The sequence below is a fragment of the Oerskovia sp. 140933 genome (assembly GCF_059651515.1).
Genome location: NZ_JAMXIO010000009.1, coordinates 97126 through 118656, shown reverse-complemented (window position 1 = coordinate 118656; position 21531 = coordinate 97126). Strand labels below are relative to the sequence as shown.

Sequence of the window (21531 nt, the reverse complement as noted above, 5' to 3'; positions counted from 1 at the left end):
GCGCGGGACGTGCGGTGCTCGCGGGGGACGCAGCGCCGGGGCGGGCATCAGAACAGCCTGCTCGCGCGCGTCTCGTCGGACTCCTCGAGCGCGAGGAGGAACTGCTTGCGCTCGAGCCCGCCCGCGTACCCGGTCAGGCGTCCGTCGGCACCGACGACGCGGTGGCAGGGCACGACGATGCTCAGCGGGTTCTGGCCGTTGGCCGCGCCGACCGCACGGGCAAGGTTCTTGTCGCCGAGCGCGAGCGCGAGGTCCCCGTAGGAGCGCGTCTCGCCGTAGGGGATCTGGGCGAGCAGCGCCCAGACCTTCTGCTGGAACCCGTCGCCGACCGGGGCGAGCGCGAGGTCGAACTCGCGCCGCGACCCCGCGAAGTACTCCCCGACCTGGACCCTGACCTCCTCGAACGCGTCGTCGTCGCGCTCGCCGAAGGTCTCGCCCGTCGGGCGGCGCTTGTGGGCGTCGAAGTACAGGGCGCGCAGCCCCTCGTCCGTGCCGACCGCGGTGAGGTCGCCCACGGGCGAGCCGAAGACCGCGTGGCGCACGGCCCTGTCCTGCTCCAGCGGGGGCTCGGGGGGCAGCAGGTGCTCGGGGTGCTCCCTCACCGTGGCGTCTCCCGTCCTGGTCGTGACCTGCGTGCTGTGTCTCATGCACTGTAGACGCAGGGGTCCGACAAGACGTGAGATCCGGCGTCGGCCCCTGGCAGGTAGGGTGTGCTGTCGCGCCGGACAGACCGCGCGAACCACGCTTGCTGGACGAATCGACCGACGGGACGAACTCATCATGATGGGTGGTCACCACGCCGCCTGCGGCGCGGCCGCATGGGTGGCGGTCACCTCGACCGCCCCGTACACGCTCGGCATCTACCCCGTCTCCGACGTGGGCGTCATCACGGGCGCGATCGTGTGCGCCGGCGCGGCCCTGCTGCCCGACGCCGACCACCACTCCGGCACGATCGCACACTCGCTGCCGCCCGTCTCCGAGGGCGTCGCGAACCTCGTCGAGACCATCTCCGGAGGGCACCGGCGCGGCACGCACTCGATCCTGGGGATCGTCGTCTTCACGGCGCTCGCGTGGCTCGCAGGCCTCGTGACGTACGAGTCGGACACGTTCGGCACCGTCGCGGTCGGGGCGGGCGTCGTCGCGATCCTGCTCGTCGCGTTCGCGCTCAAGGCCCTCAAGCTCACGCGCGGCGGCAAGCTCGGACCCTGGATCGGGTCGATCACGATCGCGGTCCTCGTCGCGCTCCTGGCCCCCGAGGAGTGGAACTGGCTCCCCGTCGCGGTGGGCCTCGGCGTCGCCGTCCACATCGTCGGCGACGTCATGACCACGGGCGGCTGCCCCCTGCTGTGGCCCCTCACGTTCAAGGCGCCGCGCTGGGTGCGCAGGACCAACGTGCTCAACGACATCTGGCGCCCCGGCGGCAACTTCGCGCTGCCCGTCCTGGGCAACGCCGGGTCGGTGCGCGAGTGGCTCTTCCTCATCCCCGTCACCGCGTACGCGGTCGTCGGGGTCGGGTGGTCCCTGCTGACCCAGATGGGCTTCGACACGGGCGGGACGTACACGCTGATCGTGCAGTCCCTCGGAGGCTGACCGGAAAAACCGTTGCGCCCGCTCGACGCCGTGCGCGACAGTTGGGACGTCCGCCGGAGATGGCCCGGCCACGAGGCGCGGCTGCGAGCCGCGAGAAGCAGGAGGTGAGTGATGACCGTCGTCGTCGTACTCCACACCCTCCCCTTCCCGAGGAGCCTCGTCCGCTGACGCGCCCGGCTCCTCCCTCGTCCGAGGAGCCCCACCCGTGCACGAGCACACCGATTTCCCCGCACTCCCCCGCTTCACCGGCACGCCCGACGACGCCCTCTACGCCGAGGCCGACGGCGGCGACCCGGACCCCGGCCTCGGCCCCGACCAGCGCTGGTCCACCTGGTCCGGCGTCGAGAAGGGCATGCGCGGCCCCGAGCCCCGGCCGGGCTGGGTCGTGACGGCCGACGCCGCGCTCGACACCGAGCTCGGCGTCCTCAAGTCCGGCAAGGAGGCCGACGTCTTCCTCCTGGAGCGCGCCGTGCCCGACGACCCCGACCAGTTCTCGCTCCTCGCCGCCAAGCGGTACCGCTCGTCCGAGCACCGCGCGTTCCACCGCGACTCCGCGTACGTCGAAGGGCGACAGGTGCGGCGGTCGCGAGACCGGCGCGCGATCGAGCGCAAGTCCTCCTACGGCCGCGAGGCAGCGGCCGCGCAGTGGGCGAACGCAGAGTTCGCAGCGCTGTGCCTGCTCTGGTCGGCCGGGGCGCCCGTCCCCTACCCGGTCCAGATCGACGGGACCGAGATCCTCATGGAGTTCGTGGGCGAGCACGCGAGCAGCGGCGAGAGCGACGGGTCCGCGGCGAGCCGCGTCGCGGCCCCGCGCCTGGCCCGCGTACGACCCGACGTCGCCACGGTCGAGTCGTACTGGGACCAGCTCCGGCACGCGATGGGGATCCTCGCCTCGCACGGCTACGCGCACGGCGACCTGTCGCCGTACAACGTCCTGGCCCAGGGCGGGCGCATCGTGATCATCGACCTCCCGCAGGTCCTCGACCTCGTCGCCAACCCGCACGGCACCGAGCTCCTCCTGCGCGACTGCCGCACCATGTGCGCGTGGTTCCGCTCGCGGGGGCTCGACGTCGACGAGGGCGAGCTGTTCGCCGACCTCATCGCACGGGCCTGGTGACCCGGGCGACCGCCGCAGGGCGCTGACCTCGGGGCACGGTCGCCGACCCGGTACGCATCTCGTGCCGGGTCGGCGCACCCGACCTACCGTGAGGGGATGACCTCACCCACGACCGACGCGACGCCCTACGACCACGACGACGTCCAGACCTTCCTCAACTCCTACGGCGTGGCGCTCGCCGCCGGCGACCTCGACGCGCTCGCCGAGGCCTACGCGTTCCCCGCGCTGGTCGTGACCGACGAGGTGTCGGTGCTCATCAGCGACCCCGACACGGTGCGCGAGTCCTTCCGTGGTGCGGCCGAGAGCTACCGCGACCGGGGGCTCGTCGGTGCGGTCGCGCAGATCCGGTCGCTGGGCACCACGAGCGCGGGGCTGGTGTGGGCCGACGTGCGCTGGAGCTACCGGGACGAGTACGCGGGCGAGGCCGACACCGAGAGCTTCCGCTACCTGCTGCGGCGGGGGCGGGACACGTTCCTGATCTGCGTCGTCGTCCCGGTGGACCCGTTGGCGTGACGTCCTGCTAGGCTCCCCGCCATGCGTTCCTCGCTCCTCCTTATGCAGCCGCGCTGACCAGGCACGACCAGCGCGGCAGCCCCTCGTACCCTCGAGGGGCTTTTTTGTGCCCGCACCCAGGACGGAGCAGCACCGAGGAGACACCATGCCCCAGGACCAGGACCAGGACCAGACCGCGCTGGCCACGCCGACCGTCGCGACCGTGAAGGCACCCGAGACCTCGCCCGCCGAGCACACCGGCCCGGCGGGGCAGGCTCGGATCGAGGCCCGCTGGCAGGAGGTCTGGGAGCGGCTCGGGGTGTTCCGGGCCCGCGACGACGGATCGGCCGAGCGCCGGTACCTGCTGACGATGTTTCCGTACCCGTCGGGCGACCTGCACATGGGGCACGCCGAGGTCTTCGCCCTCGAGGACGTCGTCGCGCGGTACTGGCGCCTGCTCGGGCACGACGTGCTCAACCCCATCGGGTGGGACTCGTTCGGCCTGCCGGCCGAGAACGCTGCGATCCGGCGGGACGAGAACCCTGCGGTGTTCACCGAGGCCAACATCGCGACCCAGGCCCGCTCGATCCGACGCTACGGGGTGTCGTTCGACTGGTCGCGGCGCCTGCGGACGTCGGACCCCGAGTTCATGCGCTGGACACAGTGGCTCTTCGTGCGCCTGGTCGAGAGGGGGCTCGCGTACCGCGCGACGGCCTCGGTCAACTGGTGTCCGCAGGACGCGACCGTCCTGGCCAACGAACAGGTCGTGGGCGGATCGTGCGAACGGTGCGGGGAGCCCGTCGTGCGGCGTGACCTGACGCAGTGGTTCGTGCGTATCACGGACTACGCCGACCGGTTGGTCGACGACATGGACGATCTCGTCGGACAGTGGCCCGAGAAGGTCCTGACGATGCAGCGGAACTGGATCGGGCGCAGCCGCGGGGCGCGGGTCGAGTTCGAGGTCGCGGACGGGAGGCCACGACCGGGCGGCCGCCAGAGCGTGTCGGCCTTCACGAGCCGACCCGAGACGCTTTTCGGCGTGACGTTCCTGGCCGTGGCGCCCGACGCCGACGTCGCGCGCGAGCTGTGCGCGCCGGACCGCGCGCAGACGCTCGACGCGTACCGCGCGGCGAGCCGGGACCTGAGCGACATCGACCGCCGGTCCACCTCCCGGGACAAGACCGGCGTCTTCCTGGGGACTCATGTCGCGCACCCGGTGACGGGCGAGCGGCTGCCCGTGTGGGCGGCCGACTACGTCCTGCCCGGGTACGCGTCGGGGGTCGTGGCGGGGGTCCCGGCGCACGACGAGCACGACCGGGCGTTCGCCGAACGCCACGGTCTGCCAGTGCGCCGGGTCCTGCGCTCCGGGGGCGAGGGGGACGCGGTCGTGCACGACGTCGTCGTGCGCTCGAGCGGGGGCGGGCTGACGCTCGACGGGCTGAGCGCAGCAGAGGCCGCCGAGCGCGTCGTGACCTGGCTGTCCGCGCACGACCGAGGTGGGCCGCAGGTCGTCTTCCGGCTGCGGGACTGGCTGGTCTCGCGTCAGCGCTACTGGGGCGCCCCCATCCCGATCGTCCACTGCGCCGTGTGCGGTGAGGTCCCCGTACCCGACGACGAGCTGCCCGTGCGCCTGCCGGATCTGCGCGGCAAGGACCTCGCGCCCCCAGGGGTCTCGCCGCTGGCCGGCGCCGAGTCGTGGGCGCGCACTCCCTGCCCACGGTGCGGCGACGAGGCGCGACGGGACACCGACACGCTCGACACGTTCGTCGACTCGTCGTGGTACTTCCTGCGGTACTGCTCCCCCGGGCACACCGCCGGGCCCTTCGACCCCGAGGCCGTGCGGCGCTGGATGCCCGTCGCCCAGTATGTCGGCGGTGTCGAGCACGCGATCCTGCACCTGCTCTACAGCCGCTTCGTGACGAAGGTGCTGCACGACATGGGACTGGTCGACGTCATCGAGCCCTTCACCACCCTGCTCAATCAGGGGCAGGTGATCAACCAGGGAAAGGCCATGAGCAAGTCGCTGGGCAACGGGGTGGACCTGAGCGCCCAGCTCGACGAGCACGGCGTCGACGCGGTGAGGCTGACCATGGTCTTCGCCGGGCCGCCGGAGGACGACGTCGACTGGGCCGACCTGTCTCCGCAGAGCATGCGGCGCTTCGTGGGGAGGGCGTTGCGCGTCGCCCAGGACGTGACGAGCCCTGCCGTGGCCGACACGTGGTCGACGTCCTGCCCGGCGGCGTCGGGCGGCGACGAGGGGCTGCGGCGGACGACACACCGGGCCGTCCAGGACGTCTCGACGCTGCTGGAGGCCTCCCGGTTCAACGTGGCGGTCGCGCGCGTCATGGAGCTCACCCGCGCGGCACGCAGGGCTATCGACGCCGGGCCCGGTCCGAGCGATCCGGCCGTGCGCGAGGCCGCGGAGACCCTCGCGATCATGCTGAGCCTGTTCGCTCCGTACACGGCCGAGGAGATGTGGGCCGCGCTGGGGCACGCACCGTCGGTCGCGGTGGCCGGATGGCCCGTCGTCGATCCCGCTCTGCTGTCCGAGCCGACCGTGGTCGCCGTGGTGCAGGTCGACGGCCGGGTGCGAGACCGGCTGGCCGTCCCCGCGACGATCGAGGAGGACGCCTTGCGCGCTGCTGCTCTGGGGCGTGATGCCGTTCGTCGCGCCGTGGGCGACCGGTCCGTGACGCAGGTCGTCGTGCGCGCCCCGCGGGTGGTCAACGTCGTGACCGTCCAGGCATGACAGGTGAGCCCGGTCACCTCCGCCGACGACCAGCTCGTGACCTTGGCCACGACCGGGTGAATTCACCCGCTCCTGGTTCTTTGGAACATGCACGGGTGTGCCACCTTCGTTGTCGACATTTGACGACAAAGGATGCGACATGGCACACGACACCGGCGCAGGCCCACGAGGAACAGGATCTGGGCCGCACTCACCGCGCTGGTGGTAGCGCTCCCCCTCGTGGTCGCCCCGGCGACCACGGCGACCGCCGAGGAACCCGGGTTCCTCACGGTCACCAAGACCGCCTCGGTCACCGAGGTCGTGCCCGGGCAGCGTTTCACGTACACCGTCGAGATCGGGTGCACCACGTTCGGCGCCGGCTGCACGAACGCGACCCTGAGCGACCTCGTCCCCGACGGCCTCCTCGTCGTCGGCGAACCCGTCCTGGGCGGCACCACGACCGGCGACGTGCGCGTCGACGGCAACCAGGTCGACGTCGTGTTCACCAACGCGCTCACCGACCCCGTCGGAGCCGTCGGCATGCCCGCCGCGTCCACGGCCATCGTGACCATCACGGTCGACGTCGACCCCGACCTCCCCTACACCGCGAGCGGCATGCCGATCGTCAACACCGCGACCGCCGACGCCACCAACGCCGGCCCGGCCACGGACGACGCGACCGTGACCCCCACCGTGCCCCTCGCGCTCCGGGCGAGCGTGACCAAGTCCATCGACCCCGCGTCGGCCCCCGCCGTCCCGGGCGCCTCCGCGACCGCGACCCTGAGCGCGACCAACAGGTCCAACGCCGCCGTCGAGTCCCTCACCCTGACCGACCCGGCGGACCCGCCGCCACGCCCAGCCCGTTCGAGCACCTCGCGTTCGCGGGCTTCGGCACCGTGACGTTCCCGCAGGACGCCGACCAGGCGCAGGCCTTCGTGTGGGACGGGTCCGCGTGGGTCGCGGGCCCCGTCGGCGCACAGCCCACGCTGCCCGCCGGGATCGACCTCGAGGACGTCCGCGGGGTCCGCGTCGAGTTCACCAGCTCGACCGGCGCGCACCTGCCCGCCGGAACCACCGCGACGGTCCCCCTGGAGCTCGTCCAGCGCCCGAGCGTGTCGACGCTGACGGACCCGCTGACCGTGACCAACACCGCGACGTCGAGCGTGCGCCTCGGCGCCGCGACCGCGACGTCGGCCCCTGCGAGCGACACCCACGAGATCCTCCCCGTGCACCTGTCCGCGACCGCCGGTAAGACCTTCTCCCCCGACCACGTGCGGGCGGGCGACCCCAGCACGGTGACCCTCACGGGGACCAACAGCGGCACCGCCGTCACGTCGCTGTCCATCGCCGAGCCCGGGCCCGGCGCCGCCACGAACCCCTTCACCGACGGCCTCACCTTCACCGGCTTCGGCTCCGACGGCGCCGGTGCGGACGTCGTGTGGCCCACGGGTGCCACGAGCGCCGGCGTGACCTTCACCTACGCCGACGGCTCGACCCGGACCCTCACGGCCACGGGCCCCGACACCCTGCCCCAGCCCCCGGCCGGCAAGACCGTGACCGGGTTCGTCGTCGAGTACACGGGCGCGATCGTCGCCGGGGCGCAGGCCACCGTGCCTTCACCGTGGACACCGACCCGGACCAGAGCATCGAGGAGCACGCGCGGCACAACGAGATCCTCGTGACCGTCGTCGACGGCCCCGACAGCGGGACCGCGACCGCCGCGCACACGCTCACGAGCTACGTCGACCGCCTCGCGGTCGACGTCACCAAGCGGATCAGCCCCGCCGAGATCCTCGCCCACCCCGGCGAGATCGCCACGGTCCAGCTCCCGACGCAGATCAAGCCCTTCCCCGCCTCGACCACCGACGCGACCCACCTCGTGGTGCAGGACCCGCGCGTCCTGCCCGCCTCCCCCTCGCCCGACCCCTGGTGGAACGCGTTCGACGCCCGCAGCATCGCGCAGACCGCCGTCCCCGCCGGGGCGACCCTCACGATCCGCTACTGGGACGGCTCCGGGTGGGTCGTGCTGCCCGGCGGCGCGAACCTGGCCGGCCCGCAGATCGTGAACCTGCCCATCCCCGACGCCCTCAAGGACGACGTCCACGGGCTGCAGTTCGACTTCGCGAACCCGGCGGGCTTCCCGCCGGGCACGAGCGTCCAGCCCAACTTCTCGGCCGAGCTGCGCGCGACGCAGCGCGACGGCGCGCCCCTGCAGAACCTCGCGCAGACGATCGAGAACTGCGCGTCGGCGAGCGCCACGGACGGCGCCGTCTCCGGGTCCGCGGACGTCGCTCCGCCGTGTCCGGCGATCACCCTGATCCCCGTGACCCCGGGAACGGGCGACCTGGTCGAGAAGGAGTTCCTCGAGCCCGTGCCGGGCGCCGGAAAGACCGTGGTCGCGCGCTCCGGGGACCGGGTCGACGCCCGCCTGCACTGGTCGACGGGCGGTTACTCGGGCCTCGACGAGGTCGCGATCTCCGACGTCGCGGACCCGCAGACCACGAACGTCGCCGACTCGGTGTTCGACGCGTTCGACCTCGTCGCGGTCAGGCCCGTCACCCCCGCGACCGACCCGCTCATCGCCTACGACGCCGTCGCACGCGTCGAGCTGTGGGACGGGACGCGCTGGGCGCGTGCCGCGAACGACCCCTGCGCCGCGGGCTCCGCGTGCGACGGGACGTTCCCCGGGGTCACCCTGACCGCTCAGGAACGTGCCTCGACGCAGGCCGTCCGGCTCGTCGTGGTCGAGTCGACCACGCGCGGCGCGCGCCTCGCGGGCGACCCCACGCTCCCCCAGCCCGGTGACGGGGTGGCCCGCTCGACCGGCAACGGCCGCACGATCGACCTCACGTTCCAGGTCCGCGACACCAGGCGCAGCGACGGGACGCCCGCGCTCGGGAGCTCCTCCGGCGTCGTGTACAACCAGGCGGCGGCCGGGGACGTCCTCAACTCCGCACGCGTCTCGGGCGTCGTCGCGGGCTCCCAGGTCGTGACCGACACCGACGTCGACGTCGTGACGATCGTCGACGTCCCGCTCAACGTCGACGTGACCAAGTCCTGGACGGGCGGACCGCTGGGCATCCCCGTCGCGGGCACGCCCCGGGACGACTACCCGTCGGCGCGCGTGCGGGTCGAGGCGACCAACGCGACGGCCGCGAAGGTCGACCGCCTGACGGTCACCGAGCCCGGCACGACGGACCCGGCGGACGACCCCTTCGACGTGTTCGACCTCAAGGACGTCGTGACCCTCACGGTCCCGGCGGGTGCGACCAGCACGACCGTGACCCTGGTGCGCGAGGACGGGTCCACGACGACCCACACCCGGGCCGAGGCCCTGGCGCTCTCCGCGACCGACCTGGCCGACGTCGTCGGCGTCACCGTGGACCACGAGGGGCGCATCGCGGCGGGGGCGACCACGGTCCTCGTGCTCGACCTGCGCCTGCGGCCGGACACCCGCGGTACGGCAGACCCCGTCACCGTCGCGGCGTCCCCCGTGCGCAACCTGGCCCGCGCGAGCGTGGCCGACCTGGGCGGCAACGCCACCGGGGCCGACCCGACGGCGGACGACGACGCGACCATGACGCTCGTGCCCCAGGGCCTCGAGCTCGTGGTGACCAAGAAGTTCACGCCGGGCGTGCTGACCGAGCCGCGGACCGGCCCCGTCACCATGACCCTCACCGGGACCCCGGGCGGGGCGTCCCGAGCCCTCCGCATGGTGCTCACCGACGACGAGCCGCAGTTCTGGAACCAGTACTCCTTCACGGGCTTCGCGCCCACGTTCGGCCTGACCGCACCCATCGACCGCGTCCAGGTCGACGCGCTCGTCGGCGCCACGTTCACCGCCGACGAGGTCGGGATCTCGACCGCGGGCGGCCGCTGGGTCACGGGCTCGCCCACCACCGCGGCAGGCGTCAGGCTGCCCGACGGCGTGTCCCCCGCCCAGGTGCAGGGGCTGCGGTTCACGTTCACCCGGGCCGACGGGAAGATCTGGGAGAACCCGGCGACGCCGACCCAGTCCGTCCCGGTCCTCGTCGAGCGCCGCACCGACCTGCTGACCGGTGGCCCCGTCCTGTCGGACATGGCGGGCAACGCCCCCGCGCCCGGTGAGCGCACGCCCGGGACGGCGAGCAACTCGGTCCGGGGGCTCGTCCAGGGCGCCGAGCTCGTGGCCGGGTTCCCGATCTCCGCGAGCGACGAGGCGGAGGCCTCGATCCTCTACCAGCACCTGCCGAACGCGGTGAAGGTCGTCAAGAAGGCGAACGGGTCCGTGGCCGGCGGCTCGCAGGTCCCGGGACGCGCGTTCCCGTACACGCTCGAGGTCACGAACACGGGCCAGGTCGCGATCGTCGACCCGGTCGTCACGGACCGCCTGCCGAGCGACGCCGACGGCGCGCAGCTCGTGTTCGACCCGGTCGCGCACCCCGGTGGCGCGGGCGCCTTCGCCTACTCCCTCGCCGGGGCCGCCCCGAAGCCCGCGAGCGGGCCGGCGATGCCGTCGGCGCCCGCCGACGTGACGGTCGACGTCCAGGGTGACGTCGAGGAGCTCCGCTTCACGTTCCCCCAGGGCTCCGTCCTCGAGGTGGGGCAGACGTACACCATCACGGTGCGGCTCATGCTGCGCCCGGGCCTGCCCGGCGGCACGGCCGTCGTCAACACGGTCGGCGTGACCGGTGAGCGGCCGTGGGACCAGTGCTCCCCGACCCTCGACCCCGCGACGGGCGAGTGCCGCGCCTCGACGACGGTCACGTCCGTCAAGGCGGGCACCCTGCGCTCCGAGAAGCTCGTCCGCGCCGAGGACGACGAGCTCGGCGCGTTCGCCTCGACCGGTGGCGCCACCTGCGTGCCCGACGCCGACGGCTTCCACTCCTACCCGTGCGTGCCCGTGACCAAGCCCGCCTCGAGCGAGGTGTGGCGCCTGCACTACACGAACACCGGCAACCTGCCCATGGACCGCCTGCGGGTGATCGACAAGCTGCCCGCGCCGGGCGACACCGGCGCCGTGAACCCCTTGCCCCGTGGGTCGCAGTGGCGGCCCCTGCTGGAGGGGCGGGCCGAGCTGGCACACCCCCCCCAGGGCGCGACCATGGCGCGGTACTACACGTTCGACGCGACCCCGTGCGTCGACGGCACCTCCTGCGCACCGGGTCGATGGACCGCGTTCACGGGGTCCGAGGGTCCGGAGATCCTCGACCGCGTCACGGGCGTCATGACCGAGGTCGCCTTCACGGACCAGGACCTGCTCGCCCCCCTCGGCGAGGTCAAGATCGACCTCTGGACGACGACCCCTGCGGTCTCGCCGACCACGGGCCCCGACACCATCGCCTGGAACTCGGTCGCCGGGACCGCACGGACGGTCGACGGCGCGAACCGGCAGTGGATCGCCGCCACCGAGGGCAACAGGGTCGGTGTCGCGCTCGCGACCGGACCCGTCAGCGTCGTCAAGGAGGTCACCGGTGACGGCGACCGCTTCGCACCCGGCTCGTTCCCCGTCCGGCTCGTGTGCCGCTCGGGCGTCGGGACCCGCCTCGAGCAGGAGGTGCCGCTCGGCGCACGCGGTGACCTGACCCTCGTCGCCGGGGTCCCGCAGACCGTCGCGGACGTCCCGTGGGGCTCCGAGTGCACCGTCGAGGAGGACGACGCCGCGACGGCGCCCACCGACTTCGACGCGACCACCGTCACCGTCGGCCGCGACGACCAGGCCCCGCCTGTCGTGATCGCTACCAACCGGTACGACCAGGCGTCGCTCCGGATCGCGAAGACCGTCGACTCGGCAGCCGTCGACCAGGACGGGACCCCCGTCGCGTACGGCCCGTTCACCATGACGGTGCAGTGCACGTTCCTCGGGGCCCCCGTCCACGCCGACGGCTTCGGACCGGGCAAGCCCATGGTGGTGTCCGTCGACGCGGGCGCCCAGGTCGAGCTGACCGGCCTGCCCGCCCGGGCCGAGTGCACGGTGACCGAGACCGGGACCGCGGGCTCGCCGTCGGGCTCGGTCACCGTCACCCAGGGGGCGGACGCACCCGTCACGTCCCCCGGGACGACCGCGACCCTGACCCTCCTGCCCGACGACGACGGTGAGCCGGCCAGCACGGTCACCGTCACGAACTCGTTCGAGGTCGGCGAGGTCGTGCTGACCAAGGTGGTCGACGGCGCCGGCGCGGACTTCGGCACGGGCCCCTTCACGCTCGCGCTGACGTGCACGCTCGACGACCCCAGCGGGACCCGGGTCGTGTACTCCGGGACCGTGGTCGTCGGCGGGGACCAGCCCCTCGAGGCGACCGTCGGGAACCTGGCGAGCGGTGCGGTGTGCGCCGTGTCCGAGCCCGGCGACGGCGGCGCCACGACCACGACCGTGTCGCCCGACGTCACGGTCACGACGGGGAGCCCGGCGCACCTGACGGTGACCAACACGTTCGAGGTCGGCGACCTGGTGGTCACCAAGGACGTCGTCGGGGACGGCGCGGAGCTCTACGGCGCCGGACCGTTCGAGGTCACGCTGCAGTGCACGCTCGCCGGCTCACCGATCACGGTGCCCGGGGGCGCCGCCCGCGCCGTCAGCCCGGACGGGCCCGCGACGTACCTCGGCCTGCCCGTCGGCGCGGAGTGCGACGTGACGGAGACCCGCACCGGCGGCGCCACGACCACGGTCGTGGGCGGCGACGACGAGACCGCCGCGGGCGAGGCCGTCGTGGTCACCGCCGGCACCCCCGTCCAGGTCACGGTGACCAACACGTTCGACGTGGGCGAGGTCCGCGTCGTCAAGCGGCTCTCCGGGTCCGGCGCGGCGCAGCACGAGGACGACGAGTTCACGTTCCTGCTCGTGTGCACGCGTGACGTCGACGGCACGGCCGTCCCCGTCGCGGTCCCGGACGGCCCGACCCGCACCGCGTCGGCGGCCTCCGACTGGGTCGCGATCTTCACCGACCTCCCCGTCGGCGCCACGTGCACCGTCACCGAGACCACGGTCGGCGGGGCGGACGAGGTCCGGGTCGTCGTCGACGGCCGGACCACCGTGACCGACCCCGCCGCCGGTGACCCCACGTCGGTCGAGTTCCGGCTGCCGTCCGGCCCGGACGTCTGCCTGCCCGTCGAGGTCGTCAACACCTGGGGGCTGAGCGGGGCCCTGGGCGGCACGGCCGGCGGACCCCTGGGCGGCACGGCCGGCACGGCCGGCACGACGACCCTGGCCTCGCGCACGGCGTCCCCGTTCGGGACGCCGCAGGTCGGGCTGAGCAACGACGCCGGGTGCGCCACCACGCCCCCCGGCGGCCTGACGCCACCGGACGAGGAGCCTGCTCCCGGCGACGGGGGCTCCTCGGCCGGCGGGACGACCCCCGGCGTCGGGACTCTCCCCCCTGACCGGCGTGAACGTCGGCCAGGCCGCCCTGCTCGCGAGCCTCCTCGTCGCCACGGGGTACGTCCTGGTCCGGGGCGCACGCACGCGCCGGTCATGAGGGCGCGGCGCCCCGGCGGGTGATCTCGCCGGGGCGCCGGGCTAGGCTCGAACCATGCTCCTGCGTGCCTACGACGACTCCGACGCCGACGCGACCCTGGGCGTCTTCCTGCGGGCCGTGCGGGTCACGGCTCGCGCCGACTACACGCCCGAGCAGATCGCGGCCTGGGCCTCCGACGACATCCCCATCGACGTCTGGGCGGCCAAGCGACTCCTGGTCGACACGGTCGTCGCCGTCGAGGGGGACGAGGTCCTGGGGTTCAGCGACGTCGACGAACGCGGCTACATCGACATGATGTTCGTCGACCCTGCCGTCACCCGGCGCGGTGTGGCCACGGCCCTGCTCGGACGGGTGACGGAGATCGCCCGCGAGCAGGGGGCCGACGAGCTCACCACGTATGCGAGCCTCACGGCCCGCCCGTTCTTCGAGAAGCACGGGTTCGTCGTGGTCGAGGAACGTGAGCCCGTGCTCCGCGGCATCTCGTTGACGAACTTCAGCATGCGGCGCGCACTCGTCTGATCCGTCCTGCATCACGCTCCCCGAGGTCCCGCTCCTTCCAGGTAGCGGGTGCACCCGCACCCGCCACGACCGAAGGAGGGGGCACCATGGCACTCACGACCAGCGCGCTGACACTCATCGGCCGACGGCACCCAGCGATCTTCGACCTGCTGGGCAACCCGTACGGCCCCTTCACCGGCTCCCGTGGAGCCGAGGTCTTCCTCAACCCGCAGCCGCTGCCGCCCGGCCCCCCGGACGGGATGCGCACCGGGTTCCACGCGGGCGCGGCGCTCGTCCAGCTCGCGTTCACCGCGCACCACCTTCACGTGGGCTTCGACATCGACATCGACGACTGGTGCCCGACCCCTCCCCGCCGCCCCAAGCTCCCGCCCTGGCCGGGTCCTCGCCCGCGCCCGTGGCGCACGGAGGTCGTCGACGAGTCCTGGGGGGCCGACTACGTGCTCGGGCTCGCGGGCTCGCTCGAGGTGTCGGCCTCCGTCTGGGAGGGGTTCGCCGGGGCCGACGTCCTGGACGGTGTCCACGGCAGGGCCCTGGAGATCGGGGCCAAGCAGGGGTGAGGCGGCGCCCGGTGCACCGAGATGCCGCTGGTCGTCGCCCCGGGGGGTGGGGCGACGACCAGCACCCGGGCGGGAGAGGTGTCGGGTCGGTGCCGGGAGCGCCCGGACGTCAGCCCTGACGCCCGACCAGCACCGAGACCGCGACGGCCGCCCCCGTGCCCACCTCGACGGCGACGGCGTGGCCGAGGCCCAGGTCCACGTCGTCCGCGGTGGTCAGCGCGACGTACCCCGCCTCGCCCTGGCGGAACCCGCACGAGACCGATCCGAGGGCTGCGCCGTCGACGGTCACGTGAGCGTCTCCGTCGCCCTCGCACGTGATCGCCACGGTGAGGGGCGCAGCGCTCGGCAGGTCCGCCCCGTCCGCGAGCGCCCCGGGTTCGACCGTGAGGTCGAGCGAGGAGCGCCCGACCGAGGACACGAGGTCGGTGTCCGCCGGCATCAGGTCACGCTGCGCCTGCAGGAGGTCGTCGGGCGTGACGGGGTCCACCGCGCACCCGGTCAGCAGGACGAGGGCCGCGACGACGCACCCGGTCAGGAGCCCGGGCCTCGATCGGCGGCGGGCACGTACGGGTCCGGTCCTCATGGGCCCCGAGTATGCCAGCGCGTCCCCTACTGGAAGTCCCGCGACCGCGACGCGACCTGCAACGACAGCGGCGCGAGGTGCTCCGCGAGGAGGTTCGTGGCGCCGTCGGCCCGTTCGAGACGCCCCCGCACCACGAGCGCGGGCGACGACCGCGCGACCCGCCGGAACCGCTGCCACAGGCCGGGCGTGCAGATGACGTTGAGCAGCCCCGTCTCGTCCTCGATCGACAGGAACGTCACGCCTCCCGCCGTCCCGGGGCGCTGGCGGTGGGTCACGACTCCCCCGACCGCGACCCGCCGACCGGCCTCGTGCTCGACGGCCTCCGCGACCGTGACGACCCCGGCCCGGCGCAGCCCGGGGCGCACGTACTGGGTCGGGTACGAGTCGGGCGAGACGCCCGTGGCCCACACGTCCGCGACCGCGGTCTCGACCTCGCTCATGCCCGGCAGCGTCGGCGCCTCGACCCCGACCGAGACCCCGGGCAGCGTGTCCGGGCCCTCCTGGGCGAGAGCGCCCGCGGCCCACAGCGCCTCGCGCCGGGCCACGCCCAAGGACTCGAGCGCGCCGCCCGTGGCGAGCGCCTCGAGCTGGGTCGTGGTCAGGTCGACGCGTCGCACCAGGTCGCGCAGGTCCGTGAAGGGGCCGTCCGCGCGCGCCGCGACGACCGCCTCCGCGACCGGGTCCCCCACCCCGCGCACGCTGCCCAGCCCCGTGCGCACCGCGAGGGACAGGTCGGGGTGCGGGGCGCCGTCGGGCGGGGCGGGAGAGCGCGGGGCGGCGGGACCGCGTCGGGGTGCGGCGCGGCTCGCCGGCGCCCGGGGCAGCCGCTCGAGCCCCGCCTTGACGCCCGACGCGTTGACGTCCGGGCGCAGCGTCGTGACCCCGTGACGGCGCGCGTCCGCGACGAGCGACTGCGGCGAGTAGAACCCCATGGGCTGCGCTGCGAGCAGCCCTGCGTAGAACGCGGCCGGGTGGTGCACCTTGAGCCACGCGCTCGCGTACACGAGGTACGCGAACGAGTAGGCGTGCGACTCGGGGAACCCGAAGTCCGCGAACGCCTTGAGCTTGTCGAAGATCTGCTCGGCGACGTCCGGGGCGACCCCGTTCTTCGCCATGCCCTCCAGGAGCCGCCCGTGCAGCGCCTCCATGCGCTCGACCGACCGCTTGGACCCCATCGCGCGGCGCAGCTGGTCGGCCTCGGCCGCGCTGAAGCCCGCGACGTCGATCGCCATCTGCATGAGCTGCTCCTGGAACAGGGGCACGCCCAGGGTCTTGGCGAGCGACTTCTCGAGCAGCGGGTGCAGGAACGTGACCTTCTCCCGGCCGCGGGCCCGGTTGATGTACGGGTGCACCGAACCGCCCTGGATGGGGCCGGGGCGGATGAGCGCGACCTCGATCACGATGTCGTAGAACGTGCGCGGCTGCAGACGCGGCAGCGTCGCCATCTGGGCGCGCGACTCGACCTGGAACACCCCGACCGTGTCCGCCGCGCACAGCAGGTCGTACACGGCCGGGTCCTCGTCGGGCAGCGAGTGCAGCTCCAGGTGGAGCCCTTCGTGCTCGGCGATCAGCTCGAACGCGACCCGGATCGCCGTGAGCATCCCCAGGCCCAGGAGGTCGAACTTCACGAGCCCCGCGTCCGCGCAGTCCTCCTTGTCCCACTGCAGGACCGTGCGCCCCTCCATGCGGGCCCACTCGACCGGGCACACCTCGATCACGGGGCGGTCGCACATGACCATGCCGCCCGAGTGGATGCCGAGGTGCCTCGGGAGCCTCAGGAGGCGCTCCGCGAGGCTCAGCACCGGGGCCGGGATCTCGCCCTCCTCGGCGGCCGACGGCGGGCGGTGGGCGGGCACGACGTCGTGCGGGTCGTCGGAGCGCAGCGCGGGGTCGTCCCGCCGGTCCGCGTCGTCGTGAGCCAGCGGGTCGACGACGCGACCCGACAGGTCCGGGGTCCGGTCGGCGTGCCCCGCGTGCGGGCGGTCAGGGCGTCGCCGGGGTGCACCGGTCCCCCAGACCTCGGCCGCGCGGGCGTCCTTGGCCGCGGTGCGGGTCACGACGACGGGCGGGCCGACGGGCGTCGTGACCCGCCCCGCCGAGGCTGCGGCCCCGGCCGCCGGGCCGTGCGCCCCGCGCGCCGCGATCGCCCGTTCCCGGGCCGCCCGGTCCGCCGCGGGGCTCGACGGGTCCGGCCCGCGCAGCGACCCCCACCGCTCGATCGACTTGCTCCACGCGTCCTGCTGCCCGACGTCGTGCCCGAGGGCCCGCGCGGCGTCCCGCACCGCGGACTTCGGCCGGTAGGAGATGACGTTCGCGACCTGCGCCGCGTGCGTGCGCCCGAACCGCTCGTACACGTACTGGATGACCTCCTCGCGGCGCACCGACTCGATGTCGACGTCGATGTCCGGCGGGCCGTCGCGCTCGGGCGCGAGGAAGCGCTCGAACAGCAGGCCGTGCTTGACGGCGTCCACGGCCGTGATGCCGAGCGCGTAGCAGACGGCCGAGTTCGCGGCCGAGCCGCGCCCCTGGGCGAGGATCCCGCGCGTGCGGCAGAACTCCACGAGGTCGTAGACGATGAGGAAGTACCCGGGGAACCCGAGCTGCTCGATGATCGCGAGCTCGTGGTCGATCTGCCGCCACGCACCGGGCTCGTGCTCGGCGTCGCGCGGGCCGTAGCGGTCCGTGGCCCCCCTCTCCACGAGCACACGCAACCACGACCGCTCGTCGTGGCCGGCCGGGACCGGGTACGGCGGCAGCTCCGGGGCCACGAGGCGCAGGTCGAACTGGCACTCGGCCCCCAGCTCCGCCGCGGTGACCACGGCCTGCGGGTGGCGGCGGTGCCGGTCCGCCATCTCGGCCGCCGAGCGCAGGTGCGCGGTGGGGGCCCCGGGCAGCCAGCCGTCCATGTCGTCGAGCGACGAGCGTGCACGCACGGCCGCGAGCGCCCCCGCGAGAGGCGCGTCGCGGGGGCGCGCGTAGTGGACGTTGCCGGTCGCGACGAGCGGCAGGCGTGCCCCCGCGGCCAGGTCGGCGAGCGCGTCGCACAGGTCGCTGTCGCGGGGGTCGCCCGAGTCGGTGATCTCCACGGCCACGTTGTCCGGGCCGAAGACCTGGACGAGCCGGTCGAGCTCGCGCCGAGCGGCCCGCGGCCCCTCGGTGAGCAGCGCCGAGCGCACCGCGCCCTTGCGGCAGCCCGTGAGGACGAGCCACTGGCCGCCCGACTGCTCGCCGAGCAGGTCGAGGCGGTAGTCGGCCGCCCCCTTGGTGCCCGTCGCGAGGTGCGCGGTCGCGATCGCGCTCGACAGGTTGCGGTACCCGTCGGGGCCGCGGGCCAGGACGAGCAGGTGGGACGCGCGCGAGTCCGGCACGCCCGTGGGTGCGTCCAGGACGGGGGCGGCACCGGGGGTGGGCGCGACGGGCAGGTGCAGCTCGGCGCCGAACACGGTGGGCAGGGACAGCGCGCGCGCTGCGGTCGCGAAGCGGACCACCCCGTACAGACCGTCGTGGTCGGTCACCGCGAGCGCGGACAGGCCCAGGTGCGCGGCCTCGGCCGCGAGCTCCTCGGGGTGGCTCGCGCCGTCGAGGAAGCTGAACGCGGAGTGCGCGTGCAGCTCGGCGTAGCGGGGCGCCGAACCGACGGGCCTAGTCATAGACGGCCTCCACGGTCCAGCGCCCCTGGGCGCTCGCGAGCAGCACACCGCGCCCGTCGTCGAGCAGCACCTGCAGGTACGCCCGGCGGCGCGGTGCCTCGCTCCACCAGCGTTCGGCGAGCGGCCACGGCCCGGACCAGCCGAGCACGCGTCTGCCGGCCCCGGCGCGAGGCGCGAGCCACCGCACGGTCGCGGGCGGTGCGCTCATCGCAAGGCGTACGTCGACGCGGACGGGTGCTCCGGCGTCGTCCAGGACCGCGACGTCCTCCGGGACGTCCAGCACGAGGGCGGGCGCGGGCTCGGGCAGGCGTCCCGGCCACGGCAGGTCCGCCCGCCGGGGCGCGGGAGCCGCGTCCCCCCAGGGGGCGAGGTGCACCTGGTCGTGGACGTCGCGCCCGCCCTGCGTGGTGACGCTCAGGACGCCGTCCCCGCCCAGGAGCCCCTGGACGCGGCCCAGCGCACGCCGGGCGCGTGCGTCCTCGCCGCTCGACACGCCCCACAGCCGCGGCTGCTCGACCCCTGCGGGCACGACCTCCTCCGCGGTGATCGCGAGCCGCACGAGCGGCGAGGGCCGGTCCTCGGGCAGGTCCGGCAGGTCGTCGTGGGCCGTGCCGTCGTCCGGCTCGCTCCCGCGACCTCCCTGCGGGCTCCCTCGTCGCTGCCGCTGCTCCTGGCGCCGGCGCTGCCCCAGCGCGACGCGCGACGCCGTGAGCCACCCCTCGAGCTGCCAGCGCACGCGGTCGGTGATCCGGGCCGCGGTGAGCCCGCCCATGGCCCCGTCGTCGCAGCGCCAGGTCCGTTCGAGCTCGCGCCCGTCCTCGGTGCGGGCCGTGATGCGCAGCCGACCGCACGACGACGACCGTTCGACGAGCTGGGCGTGCAGGTCCTCGGCGAGGCGGCGGGCCGCGAAGGTCGCGACGTCGACGCGCTCGGCGGGCGGGTCGAGCTCGCACCCGACGGCCACGTCGGCCTCGATGCGACGCCTCGCGGGCGGGCGCAGGTCCTCGCCCTGCGCGAGGCGCTGGGCCCACGCTCCCAGGTCGCCGAAGCGCGACAGGACGCTCGCGGCGGGCAGCGCCGCGAGGTCGGCGAGGGTCCGCACACCGAGGCGTCCCAGGAGGTCGACGAGCTCGGCGACGGGCTGGGCGTCGCCCGCGACGACGTGGACGAGCTCTCCCAGCGGGCGGGGGGCGAGGTAGGCGCGCGAGCCCCCCGCGGGCACGACGGACGAGGCCCGCGCCGCGAGCACCGCGGCCAGGATCCCGTCGGCGACGCCGACCTGGCTCTCGTGGCCGGTGTCGTGGACGACCCGCTCGACGAGCACCTGCGCGAGGCGCTCCTCGGTGCCGTGGTAGCGCGCGGGGCCGCCCGAGGGCAGGAGCAGCAGGCCCGGGCGCGCGACCTCGATGCCCGCGACCACGGTCTCGGCGGCGAGCGCGACGGGCTCGAACTCGCGCGCGTCGCGGGCGTTGTCGGCGTCGAGCAGCTCGATCTCGGGGCAGCACTCCTGCGCCCGACGGCGCCGCATCCCCCGGCGCACGCCCTGCGCCCGCGCGGTGGCCGAGACCGCGAGGACCCGGCGGCCGTCGTGCGTGGCCGCGGGCACGTGCGCGGGGACCTGCGCGGCGCCCATCGCGGCGACGACGGGCCAGTCCGGCACCCACAGGACCGCGGTGCGGGTGGCTGCCTCGGTGCTCATCCGACGAGCCGGAGGCCGGGCGGGGTCTTCTCGACCTGCCGCGGGTTCTTCACGGCGCCCCCGTGCAGCGGCAGCTCGACCTGGCGCACGATGCCGCGCGAGGCACCGGCCCGCCCGCTGCGCTCGACCGTGAGCCGTCGCCTGCGCAGGTACCCGGCACCGTGGTCCGTACCCGACCACGTGCCGTCGCGGACCGTGAGGACCACGTGCGCCCCCGCCCAGGGTTGTGCGGCGACGAGGAGGTTCCCGCGCTCGCGGGCGCGGGAGGTCAGGCGGCGTCGGTCGGCGTCCGTCAGCGCGGCCTGCGGTCCGACCACGACGACGTCGATCCCGTCGAGCAGGGCGGCGACGGCTGCCGCGGCGTCGGGGCCCGGGGACGGGACGAGCGCGACGCGGCCGAGATCGATGCCGGCCTCGGCCGCCGCGAGGATCCCGAGGCGGGGGAAGCCGACCATCGCCGTCCAGGCCCCCGTGCGGGAGGCCTCGGACAGCAGCGCGAGCAGGAGCGAGGTGGACCCGTCGACCACGACCGCGGTACCGCGCTGGAGGCCGCCGGACGGGAGCAGGCCGGCCAGCTCGTCGGGGACGGGGAGGAGCTTCTCCTCCCCCGTGGCGTCCGGGCGCCCGAGGCTCCCCGGTGCACGCCGGGCCGAGAGCTCCGCGCGGCGCAGCACCGACCGGGCGAGCAGAGCACGCTGGGCGTGCGTGGTCGCGGCGGGCGGGACGGTGGCCGCAGGGCTGCCCAGGGTCTCCCGGAGGGTGTCGTCGACCAGGGTCATGACACCTCCTGCACGCTCGAAAGTTCTTCGAACAGGTGTTCGAACACTTCCAGTACACGCGCTCCCCGAGGGGGTGTCAACTCGCCTCACCCGGTCGCCCGCAAGGGTGAAGCCGTGGTCGAGGGTTGGACGAGACAGCAACCCTCGACCTCACCTTGAGGCATTCCGGAACCTTCAGGCCGGCCTTCACCCTTGGGCCGAGAACCCCGGAATCGCCACGATCCAGCCGGCCCCCACCAGCCGGAGCGACCAGCGAGCAGGCCGCACCGTCGGCAGGGCGCGACGCGCGCCAGCAGGCATCCGGACACGCCGGGTCGCCGCTCCGCCCCCTGGCACCCGCCCCACCCGCCGGGCACGATGGAC

14 protein-coding genes are annotated in these 21531 nt (G+C 74.4%); 9 read left to right on the top strand and 5 right to left on the bottom strand.

Annotated features, from left to right (window positions below):
* Positions 1-47: 47 nt before the first annotated feature.
* On the bottom strand, positions 48-647 hold the full coding sequence (locus tag NHG27_RS07255; RefSeq protein WP_193721011.1) for a methylated-DNA--[protein]-cysteine S-methyltransferase: 600 nt from the start codon (positions 645-647) through the stop codon (positions 48-50).
* A gap of 133 nt (positions 648-780) precedes the next feature.
* Here NHG27_RS07255 and NHG27_RS07250 point away from each other — a divergent pair, with 133 nt between their 5' ends.
* From NHG27_RS07250 to NHG27_RS07210, 9 genes are all read left to right on the top strand, one after another.
* A complete protein-coding gene (locus NHG27_RS07250) occupies positions 781-1590 on the top strand; it encodes a metal-dependent hydrolase (protein ID WP_193721010.1) in 810 nt (269 codons plus the stop codon).
* A gap of 205 nt (positions 1591-1795) precedes the next feature.
* Positions 1796-2707, top strand: coding sequence for a serine protein kinase RIO (locus NHG27_RS07245; RefSeq protein ID WP_497015477.1), 912 nt, complete (start codon positions 1796-1798; stop codon positions 2705-2707).
* A 96-nt stretch (positions 2708-2803) separates the two neighbouring features.
* Positions 2804-3220, top strand: a complete 417-nt coding sequence (locus NHG27_RS07240) for a DUF6841 family protein (protein ID WP_193721009.1) — start codon at positions 2804-2806, stop codon at positions 3218-3220.
* A 145-nt stretch (positions 3221-3365) separates the two neighbouring features.
* The gene (gene leuS / locus NHG27_RS07235) at positions 3366-5948 is read left to right on the top strand and encodes a leucine--tRNA ligase (RefSeq protein WP_497015475.1); all 2583 of its coding nucleotides are present in this window, start codon (positions 3366-3368) and stop codon (positions 5946-5948) included.
* 201 nt (positions 5949-6149) lie between these two features.
* Positions 6150-6827: a hypothetical protein gene (locus NHG27_RS07230; RefSeq protein ID WP_497015473.1), complete on the top strand. Its 678-nt coding sequence runs from the start codon at positions 6150-6152 to the stop codon at positions 6825-6827.
* Entirely contained in the window at positions 6824-7609 is a 786-nt protein-coding gene (locus NHG27_RS07225) for a hypothetical protein (RefSeq protein WP_497015472.1), read from the top strand. Before NHG27_RS07230 ends, NHG27_RS07225 begins: the two co-directional genes overlap by 4 nt.
* Positions 7549-13404: a DUF5979 domain-containing protein gene (locus tag NHG27_RS07220; protein ID WP_497015471.1), complete on the top strand. Its 5856-nt coding sequence runs from the start codon at positions 7549-7551 to the stop codon at positions 13402-13404. The genes NHG27_RS07225 and NHG27_RS07220 overlap by 61 nt, the downstream gene beginning before the upstream one ends.
* A 31-nt stretch (positions 13405-13435) precedes the next feature.
* On the top strand, positions 13436-13900 hold the full coding sequence (locus tag NHG27_RS07215) for a GNAT family N-acetyltransferase (RefSeq protein WP_193721006.1): 465 nt from the start codon (positions 13436-13438) through the stop codon (positions 13898-13900).
* A gap of 86 nt (positions 13901-13986) precedes the next feature.
* Positions 13987-14457 (top strand): hypothetical protein, encoded by a 471-nt coding sequence (locus NHG27_RS07210; protein WP_497015469.1) that lies wholly within the window; start codon positions 13987-13989, stop codon positions 14455-14457.
* Positions 14458-14566: 109 nt separating this feature from the next.
* Here NHG27_RS07210 and NHG27_RS07205 read toward each other — a convergent pair whose 3' ends face one another.
* The 4 genes from NHG27_RS07205 to imuA' are packed head-to-tail and all read right to left on the bottom strand — an operon-like array spanning position 14567 to position 21168.
* Positions 14567-15040, bottom strand: coding sequence for a hypothetical protein (locus NHG27_RS07205; protein ID WP_497015468.1), 474 nt, complete (start codon positions 15038-15040; stop codon positions 14567-14569).
* A gap of 26 nt (positions 15041-15066) precedes the next feature.
* Positions 15067-18690 (bottom strand): error-prone DNA polymerase, encoded by a 3624-nt coding sequence (locus NHG27_RS07200; RefSeq protein WP_497015467.1) that lies wholly within the window; start codon positions 18688-18690, stop codon positions 15067-15069.
* Positions 18683-20389 carry a DNA polymerase Y family protein gene (locus NHG27_RS07195; protein WP_497015465.1) on the bottom strand — a complete coding sequence of 569 codons (1707 nt, stop codon included), beginning with the start codon at positions 20387-20389 and terminating at the stop codon, positions 18683-18685. Before NHG27_RS07195 ends, NHG27_RS07200 begins: the two co-directional genes overlap by 8 nt.
* Positions 20386-21168, bottom strand: a complete 783-nt coding sequence (gene imuA', locus NHG27_RS07190) for a DnaE2-dependent mutagenesis accessory factor ImuA' (protein WP_497015464.1) — start codon at positions 21166-21168, stop codon at positions 20386-20388. The genes NHG27_RS07195 and imuA' overlap by 4 nt, the downstream gene beginning before the upstream one ends.
* Positions 21169-21531: the final 363 nt, after the last annotated feature.

Excerpts from the sequence above, each read along its gene's own strand:
- NHG27_RS07255 (WP_193721011.1), bottom strand. The coding sequence starts at position 647 with ATGAGACACAGCACGCAGGTCACGACCAGGACGGGAGACGCCACGGTG.
- NHG27_RS07250 (WP_193721010.1), top strand. The coding sequence starts at position 781 with ATGATGGGTGGTCACCACGCCGCCTGCGGCGCGGCCGCATGGGTGGCG.
- NHG27_RS07240 (WP_193721009.1), top strand. The coding sequence starts at position 2,804 with ATGACCTCACCCACGACCGACGCGACGCCCTACGACCACGACGACGTC.
- leuS (WP_497015475.1), top strand. The coding sequence starts at position 3,366 with ATGCCCCAGGACCAGGACCAGGACCAGACCGCGCTGGCCACGCCGACC.
- NHG27_RS07215 (WP_193721006.1), top strand. The coding sequence starts at position 13,436 with ATGCTCCTGCGTGCCTACGACGACTCCGACGCCGACGCGACCCTGGGC.
- NHG27_RS07210 (WP_497015469.1), top strand. The coding sequence starts at position 13,987 with ATGGCACTCACGACCAGCGCGCTGACACTCATCGGCCGACGGCACCCA.
- NHG27_RS07205 (WP_497015468.1), bottom strand. The coding sequence starts at position 15,040 with ATGAGGACCGGACCCGTACGTGCCCGCCGCCGATCGAGGCCCGGGCTC.
- NHG27_RS07200 (WP_497015467.1), bottom strand. The coding sequence starts at position 18,690 with ATGACTAGGCCCGTCGGTTCGGCGCCCCGCTACGCCGAGCTGCACGCG.
- NHG27_RS07195 (WP_497015465.1), bottom strand. The coding sequence starts at position 20,389 with ATGAGCACCGAGGCAGCCACCCGCACCGCGGTCCTGTGGGTGCCGGAC.
- imuA' (WP_497015464.1), bottom strand. The coding sequence starts at position 21,168 with ATGACCCTGGTCGACGACACCCTCCGGGAGACCCTGGGCAGCCCTGCG.